Source organism: Cellvibrio sp. PSBB006 (genome assembly GCF_002162135.1).
In the GTDB taxonomy this organism is placed as follows: Bacteria; Pseudomonadota; Gammaproteobacteria; order Pseudomonadales; family Cellvibrionaceae; genus Cellvibrio.
Genome location: NZ_CP021382.1, coordinates 2,329,808 through 2,350,021 on the forward strand (window position 1 = coordinate 2,329,808; position 20,214 = coordinate 2,350,021).

The 20,214-nt window shown below is 50.0% G+C and carries 21 protein-coding genes; 3 read left to right on the top strand and 18 right to left on the bottom strand.

What is annotated here, in order from left to right; all coding sequences use genetic code 11:
* The first annotated feature begins 10 nt into the window (after positions 1–10).
* Positions 11–178 carry a twin-arginine translocase TatA/TatE family subunit gene (gene tatA / locus CBR65_RS09690; protein WP_087466662.1) on the top strand — a complete coding sequence of 56 codons (168 nt, stop codon included), beginning with the start codon at positions 11–13 and terminating at the stop codon, positions 176–178.
* Positions 179–436: 258 nt separating this feature from the next.
* On the opposite strand, the gene CBR65_RS09695 is transcribed toward tatA, so the two are convergent.
* The 4 genes from CBR65_RS09695 to CBR65_RS09710 form a co-directional block, all read right to left on the bottom strand.
* On the bottom strand, positions 437–1,006 hold the full coding sequence (locus CBR65_RS09695; RefSeq protein ID WP_087466663.1) for a PEP-CTERM sorting domain-containing protein: 570 nt from the start codon (positions 1,004–1,006) through the stop codon (positions 437–439).
* Between the two features lie 91 nt (positions 1,007–1,097).
* Positions 1,098–2,492 (bottom strand): alkaline phosphatase PhoX, encoded by a 1,395-nt coding sequence (locus CBR65_RS09700; protein WP_087466664.1) that lies wholly within the window; start codon positions 2,490–2,492, stop codon positions 1,098–1,100.
* A gap of 304 nt (positions 2,493–2,796) precedes the next feature.
* Positions 2,797–3,588, bottom strand: a complete 792-nt coding sequence (gene tatC, locus CBR65_RS09705; RefSeq protein WP_087466665.1) for a twin-arginine translocase subunit TatC — start codon at positions 3,586–3,588, stop codon at positions 2,797–2,799.
* Positions 3,585–3,983: a twin-arginine translocase TatA/TatE family subunit gene (locus CBR65_RS09710; protein ID WP_087466666.1), complete on the bottom strand. Its 399-nt coding sequence runs from the start codon at positions 3,981–3,983 to the stop codon at positions 3,585–3,587. Before CBR65_RS09710 ends, tatC begins: the two co-directional genes overlap by 4 nt.
* 193 nt (positions 3,984–4,176) lie before the next feature.
* On the opposite strand from CBR65_RS09710, the gene CBR65_RS09715 reads away from it, so the two are divergent.
* Positions 4,177–5,922: a potassium/proton antiporter gene (locus tag CBR65_RS09715; RefSeq protein WP_087466667.1), complete on the top strand. Its 1,746-nt coding sequence runs from the start codon at positions 4,177–4,179 to the stop codon at positions 5,920–5,922.
* Between the two features lie 12 nt (positions 5,923–5,934).
* On the opposite strand, the gene CBR65_RS22280 is transcribed toward CBR65_RS09715, so the two are convergent.
* The 11 genes from CBR65_RS22280 to CBR65_RS09770 all read right to left on the bottom strand — a co-directional run bounded on the left by CBR65_RS22280 (position 5,935) and on the right by CBR65_RS09770 (position 15,976).
* Positions 5,935–6,924, bottom strand: coding sequence for a hypothetical protein (locus tag CBR65_RS22280; RefSeq protein WP_198300925.1), 990 nt, complete (start codon positions 6,922–6,924; stop codon positions 5,935–5,937).
* 578 nt (positions 6,925–7,502) lie between these two features.
* Positions 7,503–8,198 carry a hypothetical protein gene (locus tag CBR65_RS09725; protein WP_087466669.1) on the bottom strand — a complete coding sequence of 232 codons (696 nt, stop codon included), beginning with the start codon at positions 8,196–8,198 and terminating at the stop codon, positions 7,503–7,505.
* Positions 8,191–8,961: a hypothetical protein gene (locus CBR65_RS09730; protein ID WP_157672027.1), complete on the bottom strand. Its 771-nt coding sequence runs from the start codon at positions 8,959–8,961 to the stop codon at positions 8,191–8,193. The genes CBR65_RS09725 and CBR65_RS09730 overlap by 8 nt, the downstream gene beginning before the upstream one ends.
* Before the next feature lie 49 nt (positions 8,962–9,010).
* On the bottom strand, positions 9,011–9,307 hold the full coding sequence (locus CBR65_RS09735) for a cupredoxin domain-containing protein (RefSeq protein WP_087469004.1): 297 nt from the start codon (positions 9,305–9,307) through the stop codon (positions 9,011–9,013).
* Between the two features lie 34 nt (positions 9,308–9,341).
* A complete protein-coding gene (locus CBR65_RS09740) occupies positions 9,342–10,778 on the bottom strand; it encodes an ATP-binding protein (protein WP_087466671.1) in 1,437 nt (478 codons plus the stop codon).
* Positions 10,775–11,434 (bottom strand): response regulator, encoded by a 660-nt coding sequence (locus CBR65_RS09745; RefSeq protein WP_087466672.1) that lies wholly within the window; start codon positions 11,432–11,434, stop codon positions 10,775–10,777. Before CBR65_RS09745 ends, CBR65_RS09740 begins: the two co-directional genes overlap by 4 nt.
* 15 nt (positions 11,435–11,449) lie before the next feature.
* Positions 11,450–12,094: a hypothetical protein gene (locus tag CBR65_RS09750; RefSeq protein WP_198300927.1), complete on the bottom strand. Its 645-nt coding sequence runs from the start codon at positions 12,092–12,094 to the stop codon at positions 11,450–11,452.
* A gap of 23 nt (positions 12,095–12,117) precedes the next feature.
* The gene (locus tag CBR65_RS09755) at positions 12,118–12,960 is read right to left on the bottom strand and encodes an SDR family oxidoreductase (protein ID WP_087466673.1); all 843 of its coding nucleotides are present in this window, start codon (positions 12,958–12,960) and stop codon (positions 12,118–12,120) included.
* 35 nt (positions 12,961–12,995) lie between these two features.
* The gene (locus CBR65_RS09760) at positions 12,996–13,667 is read right to left on the bottom strand and encodes a TenA family transcriptional regulator (protein ID WP_087466674.1); all 672 of its coding nucleotides are present in this window, start codon (positions 13,665–13,667) and stop codon (positions 12,996–12,998) included.
* Entirely contained in the window at positions 13,654–15,180 is a 1,527-nt protein-coding gene (locus CBR65_RS09765) for an AMP-binding protein (protein WP_087466675.1), read from the bottom strand. Before CBR65_RS09765 ends, CBR65_RS09760 begins: the two co-directional genes overlap by 14 nt.
* Positions 15,173–15,976, bottom strand: coding sequence for a thermostable hemolysin (locus CBR65_RS09770; protein WP_157672028.1), 804 nt, complete (start codon positions 15,974–15,976; stop codon positions 15,173–15,175). Before CBR65_RS09770 ends, CBR65_RS09765 begins: the two co-directional genes overlap by 8 nt.
* 194 nt (positions 15,977–16,170) lie before the next feature.
* On the opposite strand from CBR65_RS09770, the gene CBR65_RS09775 reads away from it, so the two are divergent.
* Positions 16,171–18,174, top strand: a complete 2,004-nt coding sequence (locus CBR65_RS09775; protein ID WP_087469006.1) for an LTA synthase family protein — start codon at positions 16,171–16,173, stop codon at positions 18,172–18,174.
* 34 nt (positions 18,175–18,208) lie between these two features.
* Here CBR65_RS09775 and map read toward each other — a convergent pair whose 3' ends face one another.
* From map to CBR65_RS09790, 3 genes are all read right to left on the bottom strand, one after another.
* Positions 18,209–18,982: a type I methionyl aminopeptidase gene (gene map, locus CBR65_RS09780; protein WP_087466677.1), complete on the bottom strand. Its 774-nt coding sequence runs from the start codon at positions 18,980–18,982 to the stop codon at positions 18,209–18,211.
* Positions 18,963–19,181 carry a ParD-like family protein gene (locus tag CBR65_RS09785; RefSeq protein WP_087466678.1) on the bottom strand — a complete coding sequence of 73 codons (219 nt, stop codon included), beginning with the start codon at positions 19,179–19,181 and terminating at the stop codon, positions 18,963–18,965. Before CBR65_RS09785 ends, map begins: the two co-directional genes overlap by 20 nt.
* A 110-nt stretch (positions 19,182–19,291) precedes the next feature.
* Positions 19,292–20,050 carry an SDR family NAD(P)-dependent oxidoreductase gene (locus CBR65_RS09790; RefSeq protein ID WP_087466679.1) on the bottom strand — a complete coding sequence of 253 codons (759 nt, stop codon included), beginning with the start codon at positions 20,048–20,050 and terminating at the stop codon, positions 19,292–19,294.
* Positions 20,051–20,214: the final 164 nt, after the last annotated feature.

A 20,214-nucleotide genomic window follows, 5' to 3' on the forward strand; every position in this document is an offset into this window, starting at 1 on the left:
GAGTGGCGCCATGAGTTTAAGTTTCTGGCAAATTGCATTGGTTGCGGTGCTCTTTTTATTACTGTTCGGTCGTGGGAAGATTCCCCAATTGATGGGCGATCTTGCAGAAGGTATTAAAAGCTTTCGCAAAGGCGTAAGTGATGTGAGTAGTGACGCAGAAGAAAGCGGATTCGGTTGAAGGGAAGTCTTGACGATTAAATCTTACTTTCCAAGAACGATTTGGAAACCTCCCGCTGGCACAATGCAAGTTTGGCGTTAGGACATTTATTTTGAAACCCTCAAGTCAGGGACGACTTGAGGGAGCTACAGGGATGTATGTATGCGTTTTCAAAATCAATGTACTAACGACAAACGAACTACGAAGCCCGTTACAACACGCTATCAAATCTCTACCATATCGAAGCCAGCTCACACGAGCTGGCTTCTGCTTGAAAAATCAATGCAAATTTTTCTTGCGACGCAATACCACCATACTCAACAAACCCGTCAACAAGAGCAACAACGCACCCGGTGCCGGCACCGCGGTAACATTCATCGAGTAGCTGTAATTATCATCCCAACCAAACGCCGATTTTCCACCAACAATGATGGTGTAAAAACCGCTCAGATCCAGACGAATATCACTCAGCGATGAATCTGCCATAAAGGTTGATGTACCGGCAATATAATCCACCAAGCCAAAGTCGCCGCTGTTGTTAAACAAACCAAACAAGAAGTCCTCGCTGCTGACTTCGCCGTAATAAATGCTGATGCCGCCGATAAAATCGCCCAGGCTGCTCACGTCCAGTGACAGCTCGTCACCCGCGTTAGCGTTGTAGCCCCACAAACTCACATCCTTATTGCTGCTGTTCAAACCGAATACGGGTGGATTTACCCAGGCGCTGTTGCTGTTCAAGGTGTCTTCATAAATACCGGAGCCAGAAATTTCGCCAGTGTAATAACTGGGTAATGCATTGGCGTTCATCGCCAACAGCAAGATCGCACAGGCTGTCAAAAGCTGTTTCATACATAATTCCTCTTGATAAATGGTGAGCAAACAGGTGGTTGCGAAGTGCGGCGTGTTTTGGAAAAAATTTATGCCGCACCTCGCGCCGCTATTACAGAATTCCGTCGTTCCAGGGGCCGGTGATCGCAAAGGTTACGCCGGGATTCTGGATGTTGACGAACAACCAACGGTCATGGAAACAGGCACCGCAGGTTTCGGAACCGACATAATTACCGCCGTTGATGCGTGATTCTGTGCCGGGGAATTTACTGTGCACTACCGCGGCATCGGCGGCTGAAAGCATCATGTTATTGCGGCCAAATTCAAACACGTCACCGGCTTGGCTCAAGCCCATCAAACGTGAAATACCGCCGCGATCTTCACACAACAAAATGCCGCCACGCGGGCTGATGGTCATGTTGTCCGGCATAACCGGGTGAGAGGTGTTGTTGCGGCTTTCAAATACCAAGGTAAGTTTTTCGCGACGCGGATCAAAATGAAATACCTGGCCACCGCTGACACTGCCACCGCTGGTAGAGGTAAAGTACACCAGACCCGTGTCATACCAGGCACCTTCCAAACGCGCAAAACGTGCAGCGCCTTTGTTATACCCCTGGGTGAAGTTGCGCGGGTTAATGACTTCCGGTTGATCAATAGTGACCCACTCAACATCCCAGGTTGTGCCGTTGGGATAACTGGCGGTCAGATTAGCTTGGTCGGCATTTTTTACTTTCAACATTTCCAGCACACCACCGGCTAATAAATTGCCGTAGATGTCCGGACGATAGCGATAAAAACCCGATGACGTACCGGCATCTTCCGTGATGTACACATAACCGGTTACCGGATCAGTTGCGGTGGCTTCGTGAGCACGACGGCCCATCGCTTTAATGGGTTCCGGCTTGGCGATACCAAAACCGGGTACTTCAAAAATCCAGCCGTGGGTCATACCGTTGTAGGTTGAGGTTGTTTCTTCACAGGTCAACCAGGTGCCCCAGGGCGTGATACCACCGGCACAGTTTGTGGACGTGCCGCTGATGCTCATGTAAGACGCTAACCAGCGACCATTCAACGCATCGAACAATAAATTACTGCAACCGCCACCGGCACCTGGGTTATACATGGCAGGCGATCTTACGGCGGTACCTGCTCCACGCACTTCGTGGTTACGCACCAGAGCAATCGTATTACCTTGCGCAGCGACAACACCCATACCGTCGTGAACACCCGGTGTTGGTGTACCGTCTTTCATGATCATGCCGGTCCAACCGTAAGACCAATATTTAAAACCTTCCGGCAATTGCAACAAAGGCAAACCCGTCACTTCATCCGCGACCGGTGCAACAGGACCGTAATCGCTGGTAAATGCGCTGGCAGGGTTTGCCATAGCAGCGAGTGAAATTGCCGCAGCACCGGCTGCACCGCCCTTGATAAAATCACGGCGGTTAACGATAGGCTCTACAGGTAAATCGTTTGTGATTTCCAACAATTCTGGACTATTATTCATCGGGTAATCTCCACGGTTAGGTATTGTTCATTTGGCGATGAGCACAATGTCTCGGCTGTGGAGGTTACGTCCGCTTTATGAAAATACCGCGTCACTTAGATGACATTTCCGACTTATTTTTATTATCAATAACTCAAACGAATAACGATGTCGTGGAATACTGGTTTTACTACAAAATAGTTTTATAAAGATAAAAAATTAAACATGCGGAGGCATGCTCATATGAATATACGACGTTTAAGAAGCTGAAGGATAAAGGCGAGAAAATAACAACGCGATAAAATATTCTTGAAGAAAAGCTGACTCAGGTTTTGGAAACCATATCCACGCGAGATTCCACATTACGTTTTTCTTGCAACCGAATCATCCAGATGGACATTTCATAGAGCAACAGAATAGGCGTGCCCAACGCAATCTGGGAAATTAAATCCGGCGGTGTAATAAAAGCAGCAACGGCGAAGATAATAACAATGGCATAACGTCTTCCACTGATCAAAGTAGCTGAGTCAATCATGCCAGCGTGAGCCATCAGTAACAACACAACAGGCAGTTCAAAACTCAAACCAAACGCCAGGATCAATTGAATCACCAAGCCCAGGTATTCACTGACCCGCGCTTCCAATTGTACCGGCAAAGCACCGGCCACGGCTTCGCTCTCAAAGCTGATAAAAAATCCCCATGCCATGGGAAAGACGACATAAAACGCAAGCGCAGCGCCGATTAAAAATAAGATTGGTGTCAGTGCAAACAGGATGGAGACTGCGCGCTTTTCACTACGGTATAAACCGGGCGCAATAAACTTCCAGATTTGAATCAGTATTAGCGGCAAGGTGAAAAATAGCGCGGCAAAGAAAGACAGTTTCAAATAAGTCAGAAAAGCCTCGTGCAAGCCGGTGTAAATCATCCGCCGCCCGGATGCTTCGCCAAAGGCTTGAACCAAGGGTTGCATCAGGAAGTGGTAAATGTCTTCCGCCATTAAATAGCAACCGACAAATACCACAAAAAACACTAGCAGGCATTGCAACAAACGGCGACGCAATTCCAGCAGGTGTGATAAGAGCGGCGCGCGACTTAAATCCAGCGAATCTGTTGTCATACGCCAGCCGCCTTTGAATCGGGTACCCGGTTATCTTGCCCATCGTCTTTGGGCGCATGGGCGGCTTTCACTTCGGCCATGGCCTCTGCATACATTTCCTGTACGCGTTGATTATGTGCCGCATCGCGACTGGGCTCAGACTGTTCCATCGCCTGACGCACGTGTTCGGGCAAGAGATCATAATAAGATGGCTGGTTGCGTTGGTCCGGTTTGGACGCGATATCCATCTCGGTTTCCAGCTTGTGAAGTTGATGCAGGGAGTCGCGATAAAAGCGCTGCAGGCGGCCCCACAATTTACCCACGGCGCGCGCCAGTTTCGGTAAATCCTGTGGCCCGACCACCACCAGCGCCAGCACCGCCAGAAACATTAACTCTGCCCATCCGAGATCAAACATAGATGCCCACGGTTATTGTTAATTCAGGGTTTGTGCTGCGGAGAATGGCAGGCAGACGTGAAGAATTCGTGACAGACTGATGATGTTGCGCAGACAATCTTTCTTTTGACAGCTCGCCGGCACAGGTTAAAATCGCCTGGCACGCGATTTGCGTGACTCTACTGGCTAACTATCCCACAGGAAGCGCTTTATTTTGGACGCGAGTACTATCAATACCATTCTTTTAATCGGCGCCATCCTGGTTGCGGCCAGTATTTTGGTGAGCTCGTTCTCCTCGCGTCTGGGTATTCCTATCCTCGTCATCTTTCTCGCTGTCGGCATGATCGCCGGCGTGGACGGTGTTGGCGGTATTATTTTCAACAATTATCCGATGGCGTATCTGGTCAGCAACCTGGCGCTGGCGGTGATCCTGTTAGATGGCGGTATGCGCACCCGCGCTGCCAGCTTTCGCGTGGCTCTCTGGCCCGCGCTCTCCCTCGCCACGCTGGGCGTTGTTATTACCGCCGGCTTGACCGGCATGCTGGCAGCCTGGTTATTTAAACTGGATATGATGCAGGGACTGTTGATCGGCGCCATCGTAGGTTCTACCGATGCCGCAGCGGTATTCTCCCTGCTCGGCGGGCGCGGCCTGAATGAACGTGTCAGCGCCACACTGGAGATCGAATCCGGCAGTAACGACCCCATGGCGATGTTCCTGACCATTGCGCTGATCGATATGATCGCCGCCGGCCAAACCGGTTTTGATCTGGGCTTTCTGGTACAGCTACTGCAACAGTTCGGCCTCGGTATTGTGTTGGGTTTAACCGGTGGCTGGCTGCTGCTGCAACTGATCAACCGGATGCAATTAGCTGACGGGCTTTATCCTCTGCTCGCGGTCAGCGGCGGCCTGATTATTTATGCCATCACGACAGCGCTGGGCGGCAGCGGCATTCTGGCTATCTACCTGTGTGGTTTGATGCTGGGTAATCGTCCGATCCGCAACCGCCACGGCATCCTGCATATGTTCGACGGCCTCGCCTGGCTGAGTCAGATCGGCATGTTCCTGGTATTGGGATTGCTGCTGACGCCCAGCGAATTGTTGCCTATCGCGCTACCGGCATTGGGCCTGGCGCTGTGGATGATCCTGTTCGCGCGGCCGCTGTCGGTGCTCATCGGATTACTGCCCTTTCGCAACTTCAATTGGCGCGAACGCAGTTTTATCGCCTGGGTCGGGTTGCGCGGTGCCGTACCCGTGATCCTCGCCGTCTTCCCCATGATGGCTGGTCTGCCCAATGCACAACTCTTCTTTAACGTCGCCTTCTTTATTGTGTTGGTGTCACTGCTGCTGCAAGGCACCACCCTCACCTTTGCCGCCAAAAAAGCTGACGTGGTGGTCCCTTCCGTTCCCATGCCATTTTCGCGGGCGGGTCTGGAGATTCACCTCGCCAGTCAATGGGAATTGTTTATCTACAAATTGGGGGCTGAGAAATGGTGTATCGGTGCGGCCCTACGCGAATTACATATGCCGGGAAATACACGCATTGCTGCCTTGTTCCGCGATAAAGAATTACTGCACCCTTCCGGCAGCACACGACTGATGGCCGGCGACATCATTTGCGTGGTTGGCCATGAATACGATCTGCCGAACCTGGGCAAGTTGTTCAGCGAAGCACCCAAGCGCAACCTGGACCTGAGCTTCTTCGGCGACTTTATCTTGCAAGCCGATGCCGAACTGCAAGACCTGGCCATGCTGTATGCCTTCAACCTCGGCGATCTCGACGGCCAACAAACGCTCGGCTCATTGGTCACCCAAATGATCGGTGGCAAACCCGTTGTAGGTGACCATGTGGAGTGGAATGGCATGGTGTGGACCATCGTTGAGATCGACGGCAACAGCGTGCGCAAGATAGGTGTTAAACCTGCCACCAAGAAACCGCACCTGCCACCAAGTCATCATTAATGTTCGGGGGTTTTAATGCCCCGACTCCGCCGATAGTCTTTGCTCTGTCGTTATAGCAGAGCGACTTTGCAGGGCAAGTTCCCGCGCATTGCGCGTGACGGTGCTGCTGTAACACAACAACAAAATGCCCGCCGCAAACACCGGCAGATGGCCAATGAACTCCATCAAGGCCAGCGCATGGTTTTCGACCATCAAAAAGTAACTGTTGCTGGCAATCATCAACGCCAATAACACCAGGATGGTGGTGCGCACCAGCCAACCGAGCATAAGCAATAAACCTATCAACAGCTCCACCATACCCGCCGCCAATACAAACCATTTATCACTGAAAGGTACGCCCAGATGCGCCATAAAATTGAGCGGATATTGTTGCAAGACATTCATGGCTAATTCCGGTTGCAGCAATTTCTCTGTTAATGCCAAGCCCACCAGCGAAATACCCAAAGCGCTACGCAGAATCATCATCGTCGGCTCGTTCGGGATTCGTTGCGTTGAATAAACCAACCAGGCTAATCCCAACAACAGCACATATTCCAGCAAAAAAGTGACATCCGCGACGCTGGCTACCACGAACAACGACGAGATTAATCCCGCCATAAACATCTGCGCACGATTGAGCAATAGCAGTATCGATACAGTTGCCTGCAAACCGATGCAGAGCGCCGTCACACCCTTGGTTGCTGCAACATGCGGAGCGAGAATAAAACCTGAGAAAGCACAACCTAAAAAATAAATAGACAACAACAAAAATGCGTAGCCCAACGGTTTTGTGTCATGAAACCAAGGGGCACAATGGGCTGCACCGCGTTTCGCTACCTGAGCGTTTAACCAACGCGCAACAGCTAACAATATCAGCAACAACAAAAGCGCCGCGATGATTTCGCTGTGAGTAAAACCGGCATCACTGACGGCAGCTGTTGGTTCAGAAAACCATTTGACATGTGCGTGAGCACCACCAGAAAACAAAGCAAACAAAACCGCAGGCAAAAAGAATCTTGCCACGGCGCGTGACCGTGAGAATGGTGACATAACGATAAGCTTCTGTTGAATGTCATAACTGACCAATAAAAAGGTCGATATGACTAACTGTTTTTAATGCACCGCGCTATGTATGTCTGACACAGATTGTGCCGCATACTTTTTTGACCGAACGCGTGAGCACCGCCGATTTACAACATAAACCTCTGTTTGTGTGTCCAATTATTCCTGTGTTCACCTGCAGTCAACCATCAATAGATTGACAGCGATGTCAATGTGAAGAGCCTCTCATTAAATATGGCAAACACAATAAAATGGCAGCAAATATTTCACACAAGTTATTCTTAACACGTTTAATTAAATTTAAAAAGCAATAAGACGACATGCACCAAAGTTTGACTGGTGTGCACTATGGGTAATCAAAATGGGGAATATTATTTATTGATTTTGCACTCGAATGATCGGATCAACCACCCGAAAATTGCCAATACTGTGCATTAACGCAGACAGTCAAAATGACTATTGATGAACCGTGAAGGGTAAAATTGATTAACGTTAAAAATACACCTTTTAATGCGGCCCTCAAACATTTCATGCTTCGGTCAGAACTCAAATTCAATACTGGCACGCAGGCTGCTGGCTGGTGTTTCACTATCCATCCCGAAGAGCAGGCCTAACTCCCAGCGTATCTGTTTACCAGCACCCAGTGGTTGAGCGCCCATAACTGCTGGCCCGGCAGCCCAATCCTGATCATCCAGATAAATTTCCATCGCTGGTTCAAAAGCTGAACTTTTTCGGTAACGTATTTGTGTACGCAGAGCAGATTCTATTTCGTTATCAATATCGCTACCAAACTCATATTCCAATAACAGGTTTGCAGCAGCGACCCACCGTCCGCTCAACTCTTTTTCCCACAATAGGCCGGCAGCAAATTCATGTCGATCTATGTCGTCCGCTGTGCCAGCCTCTATCAATACCCCCCAATCTGCCCAGTACTCACCCTGCTCGGTCAGCTGCCATTTCAACTCCACTTCATAACCGCGAATTCGCTCTCCCTCATGTGTCACGGACTCATTCAATACATAAATTTCCGTAAACAATCGTTCACTCCAGGCATAGCCGATTCCTGCTCGCTGCAATAGCATCGGATTGCCATCCAGATCACGCCAGACAAAACCATATTCCAGTTCGCGCTCTTGCTGCTCAACATAGGGGTGATACACCCGATTCATATCGGCATACGCATTCGGTTGAAAGAGCAAATAGACCACCAAAAGAGAAAAAATATTTTTAATCATTGTTATTCTCGCGACGATGCAGCACATGCCACAACACACCTGATATCGTTGGCATAATAGCAGCCAGATAGAAAGCACCTTGCGTCATACTGGGACTGGCATCGTATCCCAACAGAGCATAAAGCAATTCGCCCAGCCAGGACTGCTCGCTCACCAAAAACGAGCTATCCCACATCGGTGCGGCAGACTCTAGCCAACCGATCTGCATAAACTGTTTTGCAACTTGCATAGAAAGCCCGCCTACAACCAACGTCACAGTGACAAGAAAAAAAGGTAGGAATATTTTTTTTGGCATAAATACAAACAGGTAATATGCGATAGCGCCCAGGCTCATACCAATACCGGCACCAATCGCACCACCGATCATGGCTGATTGCAATGCGCCAGGATCATAAAGAAAGCCAGACACATAGATCCATATTTCTGATCCCTCACGAGCAACGGAGCAACTCACTGTAATAACCAGCATACTATACAATGCGGGCTGAAAAAAATTGGGGCGTCTTTCAGAAAAGGCCCTCTTTGAAGCTGACATGCTCAGCGGAATCACGTGCAAGCTTAATAATATTGCACTCAAGATTACGGCAGAATATAAAGTCGCATTGAGTAGCTCCTGCCCAACCCCCTCCAGTGCTTCGGCAATGGCATAAGCGTAATAGGCCAATAACCAGGAACCCAAAATGCCAATCACCATGGCCACGAGAATCCAGCGATGATTCAGACTTATTTGTCGACTCAACGCCAACAACAAACTGATAATCATGGCCGCTTCGAGAATTTCGCGCAGAATAAGCAATACGGCGTCAACCATATCAATCCTCCGCCCGAATCAGACCTTGCGCGGTCTTGGGGTTAAACTCACCGAAAAAAGGATAATCACCGGGCGCCAACGGACCAATGAAAATCGTGGCTTTTGCACCACCCATAATGACCTTTTCGCGATTGAGCTCGTAACTTTCAAATTCTTCCGGTGTGGTGTCACGATTGAGGACTATTAATTTCACTTTGGTTCCGGCAGGTATGACCAGTAACGAGGGATAAAATAGATGGTCACGAATTTCCAATGTAAATACCGGCACTTCAGCGTGAGCCGCTGTACCTATCCACATCACGTACAACCATAAAAAATAACGGTTCCGTGTTTTATTCATGGGTAGAAGCCTCATCTTCCAGCGGTGATTTATCACGCACATATTGGCTGGCTTGCCGATTTCGCATGTCCTGAGCGGAAGGTACATATGCAGCAAAGGTGACCATCACTAAAAGCCCACGCTCGAAGCGACTTTGCGTCAACTGGATACAAGCGCCGTGCAAATCCACGACTTGTTTAACAATGGATAGCCCCAAACCGCAACCGGGTGTTTGCGAATTATGACGATCACCATCAACGCGGTAAAAACGGTCAAAGACCCGTTCTCGTTGCCCCTCGGGAATACCAGGGCCATTGTCCATAACCTCCAATACCACTTTGCTGCCACGCTGCCAGGTATTGACGGCAATTCGCCCATGGGTCAAGGTGTATTTTATGGCATTGCTTAATAAATTATTGAAGAGTGTTTCCAACGCCGGACGGTCGCCCATTACCCAACAGTCATCACCCTCAAACTCAATCTGCTGGTGTTTGGCTTCCAACATTTCACTGTGCTCGGCAATCATTTCCTTTATCAGGCAGGTTAGATTTGTCGGCTCAAATTTCCCCATGAAATGATCTGGTGCTGTACGGTTTAGCAAAAGAATTTGTTCGACCAAATAATGCATTCGCTGTACGCCTGCCTGTAACTTGAGCGCAGACGCCAAAGGCGGATTCTGTTCCAGCAATAAGTTGTCGCAATGAATTTTTAAAGCAGCAATCGGCGTCCGCAGTTCGTGAGCCGCGTCAGCAGAAAAGCGTTTTTCGCGTGCAAAAGACGCACTCAGACGCCGCAATAGATCATTAGTTGACTGCGTCAGTTGTACCAATTCGATCGGCATGTCCCGCTGCTCCAGAGCGTGTAAATCTGTCGCTTCCCGCTGACGCAACTCCTCCGCTAACCGGCTGACAGGTTTTAATCCTATGCCCAAAACCAACCATATGATCACACCGATAAGCGGGATGGCCAACACCATTGGGTAGACAGCTTGTAAGATCATGGACTCTGCGAGGCGATAACGTTGATCATCTCGCTCGGCCAGAATGAACCAAGTTTTTTTATCCGCACTCGGTGTAATCAGTAAATGCCAACGATATTGATCAAAATTGACAAAGCTGAATCCTGGCTCAAGTGGTGCCACCAACGTTGGCGGCATTGCGGCCGACCGAGCCAACAATTGACCATCATTATCAATCCATTGAAATTCCAGAGAGGCGCCGTTATCCATTGAACGTTCTGGCAAGAGCAAAACATCTTGCCGCGTTCGGATCTGCTCCAATAGCCCCGGCAAGGTGTAATTAAGCAAGTCTACTTGCTGCATCATGCGTTGATTAAATAACTGCCCGGCTTCATCCATACTCCCCAGGTAACCACGCACTGCCGCGATAAAGTTGGCCAAGGTCACAATCGCCAGCAAGGTAATTACCAGAAAACGACGAATAGACTTCATGGACGAGGCACCATATAGCCGATGCCGCGCACCGTACGAATAAAATTCTCCGGTAATTTTTTACGCAAATTATGAATGTGTACCTCAATAGCATTGCTGGCTACTTCATCGCCCCAACTATATAACTTGGCTTCAAGTCCCTCTTTGGTTTGAATAACACCTACATGTTCAACCAGCGCTTTTAGCAGCATGTATTCCCGGCGGGATAACATCAACTGCACGCCATCAAGCGATACCTGTTGATGTGTGGTATTGAGACTCAGTGGGCCGACATGAATAATTGCGGACGAAGCATTACCCAAACGCCGTTCCAGTACACGCAGGCGCGCGAGTAATTCTTCGCGTGCGAAAGGCTTGGTGAGGTAATCGTCGGCACCGCAATCCAGGCCGGCTACCTTGGCATCCGTGCTGTCGCGCGCTGTCAGAATTAATACCTGCGTGGGTAATTTTTTCTGCTTGACCAGCTTAAGCACATCCATGCCGTCAATATCTGGCAGGCCCAGATCCAGCAATAAAATATCTGGCGGCTCAGCCACCAGATAGGTACAAGCCGCTCTGCCGGAAGAGAGCCAGTTCACCACAAAACCTGCTTGCTGCACCGCGCTGACGATACCATCCGCCAGCAAGGCATCGTCTTCTACCAACAGAATTCGCATACCATGGGATACCCGTCATAGATGTTTTCTCGCCGCAAGCATACCGGCCTCGATTTCCTTTTTACGACCTTCGTCTGCCAGCTCCCGACCACCTCTTGGCGGCGCGAGCAATGCTTTTTCAAACACCTGCAATGCTTGTTGATATTGCTTCTGATTCAGCAAAAAATCGCCGTAGAAATAGTTGGCATCAATGCCTTCTGGATTATAGCTCAAGCCTTTTAGCAACATGGTTTTGGCTTTCTTATCGTCACCAAAACCCAGGGGCCAGCCGGGTACCTGATAATAAAGCGAACCTAAACTGGTATAAGCAGAGCCCGCAATAGCATCCGGTGCCAGCGCGATGGCCTGCTCAAACAACTGCTTTGCTTGCTTGACTTGGTCCAATGCACCCAAGCCGCCCTTTGCCCCTGCATAGGTTGAGCGGATAATGCCTTCCCAGATCAGGTAGGACGCCTCTTGTGGGTGATTGATACGCATTTTTTCCGCTTCAGACACCAGAGTAGAAAATGCTTTCTCTTGCTGCCCCTCAGGTAATTGATACTTAATTTCGGCCCAGCGCGTTTGCAGATAGACGATATCTGTTGGTAAAGCCTCCGCGGAGATAACAGCGGATAAACAGACGATCATCAAGGTAAAAATTATCTTCAACATGTTATTCATAGCGTAACCTCATCAATGAACGGCTATAGAGAAATACGATTTGGCGTTGCCGGCAAATCATTTGCTTTGTCGGACTGCGCAAAACGGCGTATAGCAGGTAATTGGCTGCGCAACGCCAGATCAACTATCTGTGGCAATACACTGTTGATGCGGAGAAAGAACCGTTCCGGCCAGCCGATATTCTGATCGCGCATACGCTTTGCAGACAGCATCTTTTCCAGCGCACCAGCAACCACCTCAGGAGAGTCCACCGCGTTGCCCAGCTCCTCGTTCATCGCATTAACAGTGGCACTGTTAAGATCTGTTTGTGTTGCGCGAGGAGCAAGGTATGCGACCTGAATATGGCTATCACCCAGCTCTCGCCGCAAGGCTTCACTAAAACCACGCAAGGCAAATTTACTGGCGCAATAGACGCTGTAACCGGGATAACCTAAACCGCCAAAGCTGGAACCCAGATTCACAATCCGGCTATCGACGCGACTCAAGAAAGGCAACACCATACGCGTCAGCAATAGCGGTGCGGTAACATTGACAGCAACGAGTTGTTCAATGTCTTTTACTTCCATGTCAGCCAGGAAACTGAAAACATTAATACCTGCGCAATTAATTAAACCGTCCAATGGTTCCTGCAATGCCATTAAGGCCGTGCGAATAACATCAAGTCCAGCCGGCGTAGTGATATCCGCCACCAACACAAAGCCACCGCTGGCCCGCAGGTTTATTTCCCGAGCCAGGTGATTCAACCGTTGCGCGGAACGACCAACCAGAATTAACCGCACACCTCGGCGGGCAAGGCGTCGGGCAATCGCTTGCCCGATACCACCGCTCGCGCCGGTAAGCAGAATGAGTTTGTTTGTTAATTTCATAACATGCCCTTCCATATAATCCGGTAGACGGCGAATCAGGCTGCTGCGGTTTGCAGCGGCTGCTCAATGGAGCGAAAAATATTTCCGTAAAGACGAAAGAATATCTTTGCTGCATGAATCACATCATTCTGGTCATTAATGTCTGTAAGGTCGTTCATCAATTTTGCGAAAAACACCATGTGTTCCTGATCCAGACTCCCGTGGGAACGAAGATAGGAAAACGCTTGGTTGGGAAGTTTGAGATGCTGCTGAATAATATCTGCTGCCTGTGTAGCCAAGCTGATACTGGTACCTTCCAGCACAAATACCATGCCGAAAAATGCCATGGGATTGTTGCGCATGACCGTGTCATAGGCATAAGCCACCATCAGTTCCGTTGCTACATTTGGTCGACCGTTGCGCACCTTTACTTTATCTTCACCGCAGGCCGCCAGGTCGTTTAATATCCATTCCTGATGCCCCAGTTCCTCGTCGATATATTCCGCGATAGCGACTCGATAAGGTTCTTTCGTCATGGGCAATCGGCTACCGACCGCCATCAGCAACGGCACTGTGTGCTTTACGTGATGATAAGCTTCTGTCAGGAAGGCAATGTATTCCTGTAAGCTGAATTGTCCCTGACCGATGCATCGCTTGATCAACGGCGAGTTCAATAAATATTGGCGCTCCAGCTCGGTTTCTGTGTGTAGTCGATCATAAAAGGTCATAGATAACTCCTGGATGTTGACTGGATAGATGCTCTGTATAAAGAGCATCTATTGCTTGCGCGTAGCGAGAAAGAATTGCCTCTCGACGCAAGCGACCGTTGTCGGTGAGTAAATGGTTTGTTGTTGAAAAAGGTTCCCGCACAAGAATAATTTTATGAATACGGGCGTAGTCCGGCAGCGTTTTATTAATCCGATTAATGTCGCTCAATATCATACAGGGGTCGCACTCGGGCTCTGCTGGAACGACAATCGCACAACAATAGGCCTGGGCGTCGCCCACGACCATTGCTTGCTCGACATGCCGACCAAGAAGCAACTCTGCCTCTATCCACTCCGGTGAAATATTGCGGCCATAGCTGCTGATCAAAAGATTTTTTTTACGACCGGTGACAAACAGAAATCCCTCTTCATCAATATGGCCCACGTCACCGGTATCGAACCATTCATCGTGCGTGGCTGGCTGCCCCAGATAACCGTTGAGGCCGTTGCCGCGAACCAGAATGACGCCGTGCTGTATTTTTACCTGAACATGAGCCAATGGTTTACCTACGCTGCCGGGCTTGTCCGCCGTGAGGTGATTTAAACTCACTACGGACGCGCATTCGGACAAACCGTATCCCTCATAAACAGGAATATTCAACGACCGCGCTTGCTGAATTAATTGCGGCGGGGTGTGTGCGCCACCAACAGCCACAAATTTCAATGAAGGGGGCAATGGATAACCCTGGGAAGCGGCGGTAACCAGTCCGTGTAAAATCTGCGGTAACACAATCAAACTGTTAGGCTGGTATTGATGCAATACCTTGAGTAGTACCGGCAGTGACAACTGCGAGCTGCCGAGAAAACCCAGATCTTTTCCCGCCAGAACGACCACCGATTTCCCCAGGTAGAGTGGAACATAAACACCGGCGACATTTTCCAGCAGAGTACTGAGGGGGAGTAAATTGAGATGTTTATTCAATATACCTTTCGTTGAGTCGCAATAGATTTTTTCAGCCAATGCTTGCGTAACGTGTTCAATCGCGTGATGTGAAAGGCAAACGCCTTTGGGATTCCCGGTGGTGCCCGATGTAAAGGTAATCTTGGCAATAGTGTTATCAACCTGCCCAGGTTGTCGGGCCGGGCGGCGCAATTCATCACATGAGAGACGCTCGATCGGCGTTGCGACTCGCTTTGACGCACTAACGACAGGAGCAATATCACCACACACCAATACATAATCCAGCTGTGCAAGATCGATGACATGTTGCAATTGTGTTTTGGAAAAAAACAGTGGTAAAGGCACCAGCGTGACATTCGCCTGCCATGCAGCCAGATCCGCGATAATCCACTCGATTGAATTCTCACCCCACAGACCTATACGTCTAACATCTTGCGTCTGTAACCAATGCGCAAGTACTGTTACCCGCTCAACCAGTTGTGAATACGTGAGTGTAATTGCTTCAGACTGCAACGCAACTTGCTCCGGTGTCCGGGCCGCATGATCATAAATCGCCGAAAGAACCTTATTCATGAACAACCCCGGCAAGGCTGTCTGCAGAAGCAAGAGGCGTAACGCCTTTCAGTAGCGCCTGATAGTGCGCGCACATCGTGTTAATTTGGCTATCCATCACCGCCACCACGGTACGGTACAGGGAGTTTTTTCGTGCGCTGTTTACCGCTGAACACACGTCCCCGAACATGACGCGCGGCTGACGCTGGTAATAACTACCCCAACTTTCGCCCGCATCCGGCAAAACGTCAGGATTGGCATCGGCAAGGATAACCGGTGCATATTGCAACCGCTTCAAAAGGGCTTCAACCTCGCGAGTTGCTGTGAATAACACCCAGTGATAACCCAGACGCTCAATCAACTCGCTGAGAAAAATAAACAACAACAGACTGCTGCCTTTCCAACTGGATACCAGATTGCCAATTTCCACTATTCGGCTGCGGTCAACATCACCACCCAAGCGATTGGCGATAGCCATTTCAATCGGTTGCGGAAGATAGCGCTCTGCAAATAATGATTGAGGCAGGTTTCCAAGAACCGCAGGTGCGAGTCCAACGGCAGCGCTATAAACATTGCGACAGCGCAGACCGACAATCAGCGGCAAAAAATGTGTGACCCGGGCGTTATGCGCCTGTAAAAAACGTTGGTAAATATAATGTTCAAGCGCAAGTCGTTCTGCATCAGGCGTGTTATCCAGTGTAAGACGCGCATGCAAACCGAACCGAGGCGTCTTGACCAGTGGTAGGTGCGGTATTTGCCAGGATTCAGCATTGGTAGTGTCTGTAACAGTATCTAACGAGCTAATCAGTTCTTTCATAGCAACAACCTGTGGCATCTGCTTCAGGTTGCACGATATCGGGCAAAACTTAAGGAAAACTTAACACCTCATCGTTTGCAATAATTTACATCGCTCGCCGCATCGGTCTATGTAACCTCCTCACATCAGCCTTAAGCCTCCCTTAAGCAAGCATCTTCATGCTCTACTGCCTTTGCATGAAGATGGCCCAATCCATGAATACCTCACGCCAAAAATATCACGGTGTTGCCCGGTTTACCGGGCCCTATCAACTACTGTTCGTTTTTATGGTGATAGGGCTACTGCTGCTGAGCCTGTCGCGGCTGGCATTGGGATGGTGGCAGTATGAGCGTGTGTTTACCGTTATTGATTGGCAATCGTTTTTGCTACAGGGGGTACGCGCAGATTTAATCATTCTTGCTGCATGGCTGGTGCTCCCCGTTATACTGGCTCCGCTTTGGGCCAGGGCAAGAAACTCGCGAAGCTGGTGGGTTTTTACCTACAGCTGGAGCGTGCTCGGTTTAATCATCCTGATCTTCATGGAATTGGCAACGCCTGGATTTATTCTGCAATATGACGTGCGGCCCAGCCGCTTGTTTCTGGAGTACCTGAAGTATCCGAAAGAAGTTTTCAGCACACTGTGGCATGGCTTTCGCGGCTTTTTTATCGGCGGTATCCTGCTCACAGTAATACTCAGCGTTGTCATTGCGCGCGTGTTACATCGAACCACATCATCATTCCAATACTGGCCAGACATGCGACTTTGGTTGACCTGGCCCTTGATTCTGTTCGCCCTCTTTGCCGCTATCCGGTCAACGACGGATCACCGCCCGGCCAACCCCGCACTCTTCGCCATAACCGGTGATCCCCTGGTCAATTCTCTGATTATTAATTCAAGTTACTCAGTGCTTTATGCAGCCTATAGCTTGAAACATGAAGCTCGCTCCAGCGACGTGTATGGCCACTTACCCCGCAAGGAAATCATAAGCACGGCGTTGGACTGGCCCTGGTTAAAGACCTATGAATTTCACAACAGTCATTATCCCACCCTGCACGAACACATCAGCAGCAGGCAACGTACAAAACCTCTTAACCTGGTCATTATTCTTGAGGAAAGTTTGGGGGCGACTTTTGTTGAATCCCTGGGGGGATTAGCGGTGACACCTGAGCTTGAAAAACTGAAAAACGAGGGCTGGTGGTTCGAAAATCTTTATTCCACCGGCACACGGTCCGTGCGGGGAATTGAAGCGGTTATCAGTGGCTTCATGCCAACACCCGCGCAAAGTGTTGTCAAACTATCTTTGGCACAACAGAATTTTTTTACCCTGGCGAGCCTCCTGAGCGACCGCGGTTATCACACGCAATTTGTTTATGGAGGAGAAGCCCACTTTGACAATATGCGCGGTTTTTTTACGGGCAACGGTTTCAGTCAAATCGTAGATTTAGAAGATATGCCTGCACCGACCTTTATCGGTAGTTGGGGCGCCAGTGACGAAGACCTGTTCAATACCGCGCACCTTCAGTTAACACAACTTCACCAACGTCAGCAGCCATTTTTTAGTTTAATTTTTACATCATCCAATCATTCGCCGTTTGAATTTCCGGATGAGCGAATCACATTGTATGAACAGCCCAAGCAAACCGTTAACAATGCGGTGAAGTATGCGGATTATGCGCTGGGAAATTTTATGCGTAGCGCCAGAGCCAGTGATTACTGGCAAGACACACTCTTTCTCATCGTCGCAGATCATGACAATCGGGTTTATGGAAACCATCTGGTTCCGGTAGAAAAATTTCACATTCCTGCGCTCATCCTCGGAGCAGATATTCAACCCCAACACATTCGCCCGGTAGCCAGCCAGATTGATTTAGCGCCGACGCTATTAAGTTTGATGGGCATTTCATCTACCCACCCGATGCCAGGGCGGGATTTCAGCCAGGATATGCAAAGCCCTGGGCGCGCCATTATGCAATTTGAAGATTATTATGCGGTGATGGAGCAAGAGCGGGTAACCATCTTAAAGCCTGACCAAACAGCCGTTGCCGCGCACTACAACGCGCAAACCAAAATATTGTCGCTTGACCGACAACCACCCGAGTCTGCATCGGTGAAGCGCGCCTTGGCCAACGTGCTCTTGCCGTCACTGTTGTATCGCGAACGCCTTTACAACAATGTTGATCATCCACCTTCGATGAATTTGACCAAGTGGCAGCGTTAAGCCACAAGCTACATCATAGGATAAGGGAATTAATCTATGGCGTTTCTTCAGGCCGCAGCGTCAGCACCTCAAAACCTGTCGCGGTCACTGCAACCGTGTGCTCCCACTGTGCGGATAATTTTTTATCGCGCGTTACAACGGTCCAGCCATCCTTCAAGGTTTTTACCCGATAGTCGCCCTGGTTAATCATCGGCTCAATCGTAAACACCATGCCTTCAGTTAAGGTCACACCGGTACCGGGTTTGCCGTGATGTAACACTTGCGGCTCTTCGTGCATTTGCCGGCCGATGCCATGGCCGCAGTATTCGCGCACCACGCTGTAGCCTGCCGTTTCTGCATGGCGTTGGATTGCATGGCCGATATCACCCAGGCGCGCGCCGGGTTTTACCTGACGAATACCGGCCCACATGGCTTCATAGGTGGTTTTCACCAAACGCCGCGCGGCTGGCGATACGTCGCCGATCATGTACATCTTGCTGGAGTCGGCGATAAAGCCGTGTTTTTCGAGGGTGATATCCAGGTTCACAATACTGCCGGATTTCAGTTTTTCATTGGCTTTGGGCATGCCGTGGCACACCACTTCGTTCACCGAGGTATTCAGCGCGTAGGGGTAATCATACTGGCCCTTGCTGGCCGGGCGCGCCTGCAAGTCGTTGGTGATGAAGGTTTCCACGCGCTGGTTAATCTCCATGGTCGTCACACCTTCACGCACAAAGTCATCCAGCATGACAAATACCTGGGCGAGTAATTGACCGGCGTGGCGCATCTTCGCCAGGTCGTCGGCGTCTTTAATCCTGATCGAGTTCATCTACCAACTCCAGCAAAGGCATGGTTCCCGTTTTTAATAACCGGCGGGTCAGTTGTTGATAGTTCAGCGACGGATGCAGTTCCGCCAACATGCCGATGCGCATCCAGTATTCCGCTTGCGCATTGATTGAGCGCGCCATGGCGCGACTGGCGTCGCGCAGGTCGTTGTGTAATTCGTCGGTGATTTTGATGATACCCATGGGGTTGTCTCTAGCCTTAAAAATATACGGAATATATATGGTTTGTATATTCAGGGCAATTGGGTGTCGGATTACGCCTGGCGGCTAATCCGACCTACGGGACGAGGGAATTACATGTCGCGGCTGACGGCGAAGGGGTTCCAGGCCTGGCAGGTGGGCATGACTTCCAGGGTGTTGATGTTGACGTGCGGCGGTAATGAGGCAACCCAGAGCGCGATGTCGGCGATATCCCCGGCCGTGAGTGGCTGGGTGTTTTCGTAAACCTGGCTCGCTTTCTCGGTGTTCCCCTTCATACGCACGATGGAAAATTGGGTTTCCGCCATTCCCGGCTCCAGATTGGTAACGCGGATCTGTTTGCCCAGTAATTCCGCACGCAGGTTGCGCGAAAACTGCTGCACAAAAGCTTTGGTTCCGCCGTAGACATTGCCACCGGGATAGGGCCAGCTACCCGCCACGGAACCCATGTTGATGATGTGTCCGCGATTGCGCTCCACCATGCCCGGCAGCAGGTGATGGGTGATGCGCATCAGCCCTTTGATGTTGGTGTCGACCATGGTTTCCCAATCATTCAGGTCGGCGTCGTAGGCGGGCGCCACACCGAGTGCGAGGCCGGCATTGTTGATCAGGACATCCACCGCGCGGAACGGCTCGGGCAGGTTCTGCACCAGGGCTTTTACCGCTACGGCATCCATCATGTCTGCACAGGCCACATGAACCGCCGTCGAGGGGCGCAACTCCGCAGCCAGCTGTTGCAATTTTTCTTCGCTGCGCGCTACCAAAATCAGGGCATAACCCGCCGCCGCAAACGCGCGCGCACAGGCTTCGCCAAAGCCGGATGAAGCGCCGGTAATTAAAGCAATTTTAGACATAAGTCCTCCCTCACAAACGGGTGATGACTGGAGGATAAACGCAAATGGGGACGGAAGGGAAAGATAAAATGCGCGGAAAGTCGACCAACAAACAAGCAGAAATAAAAGTAAAACCAACGGGGGACAAAAACGAATCTGTGCGCACTTAACTCGCACAGATTCGA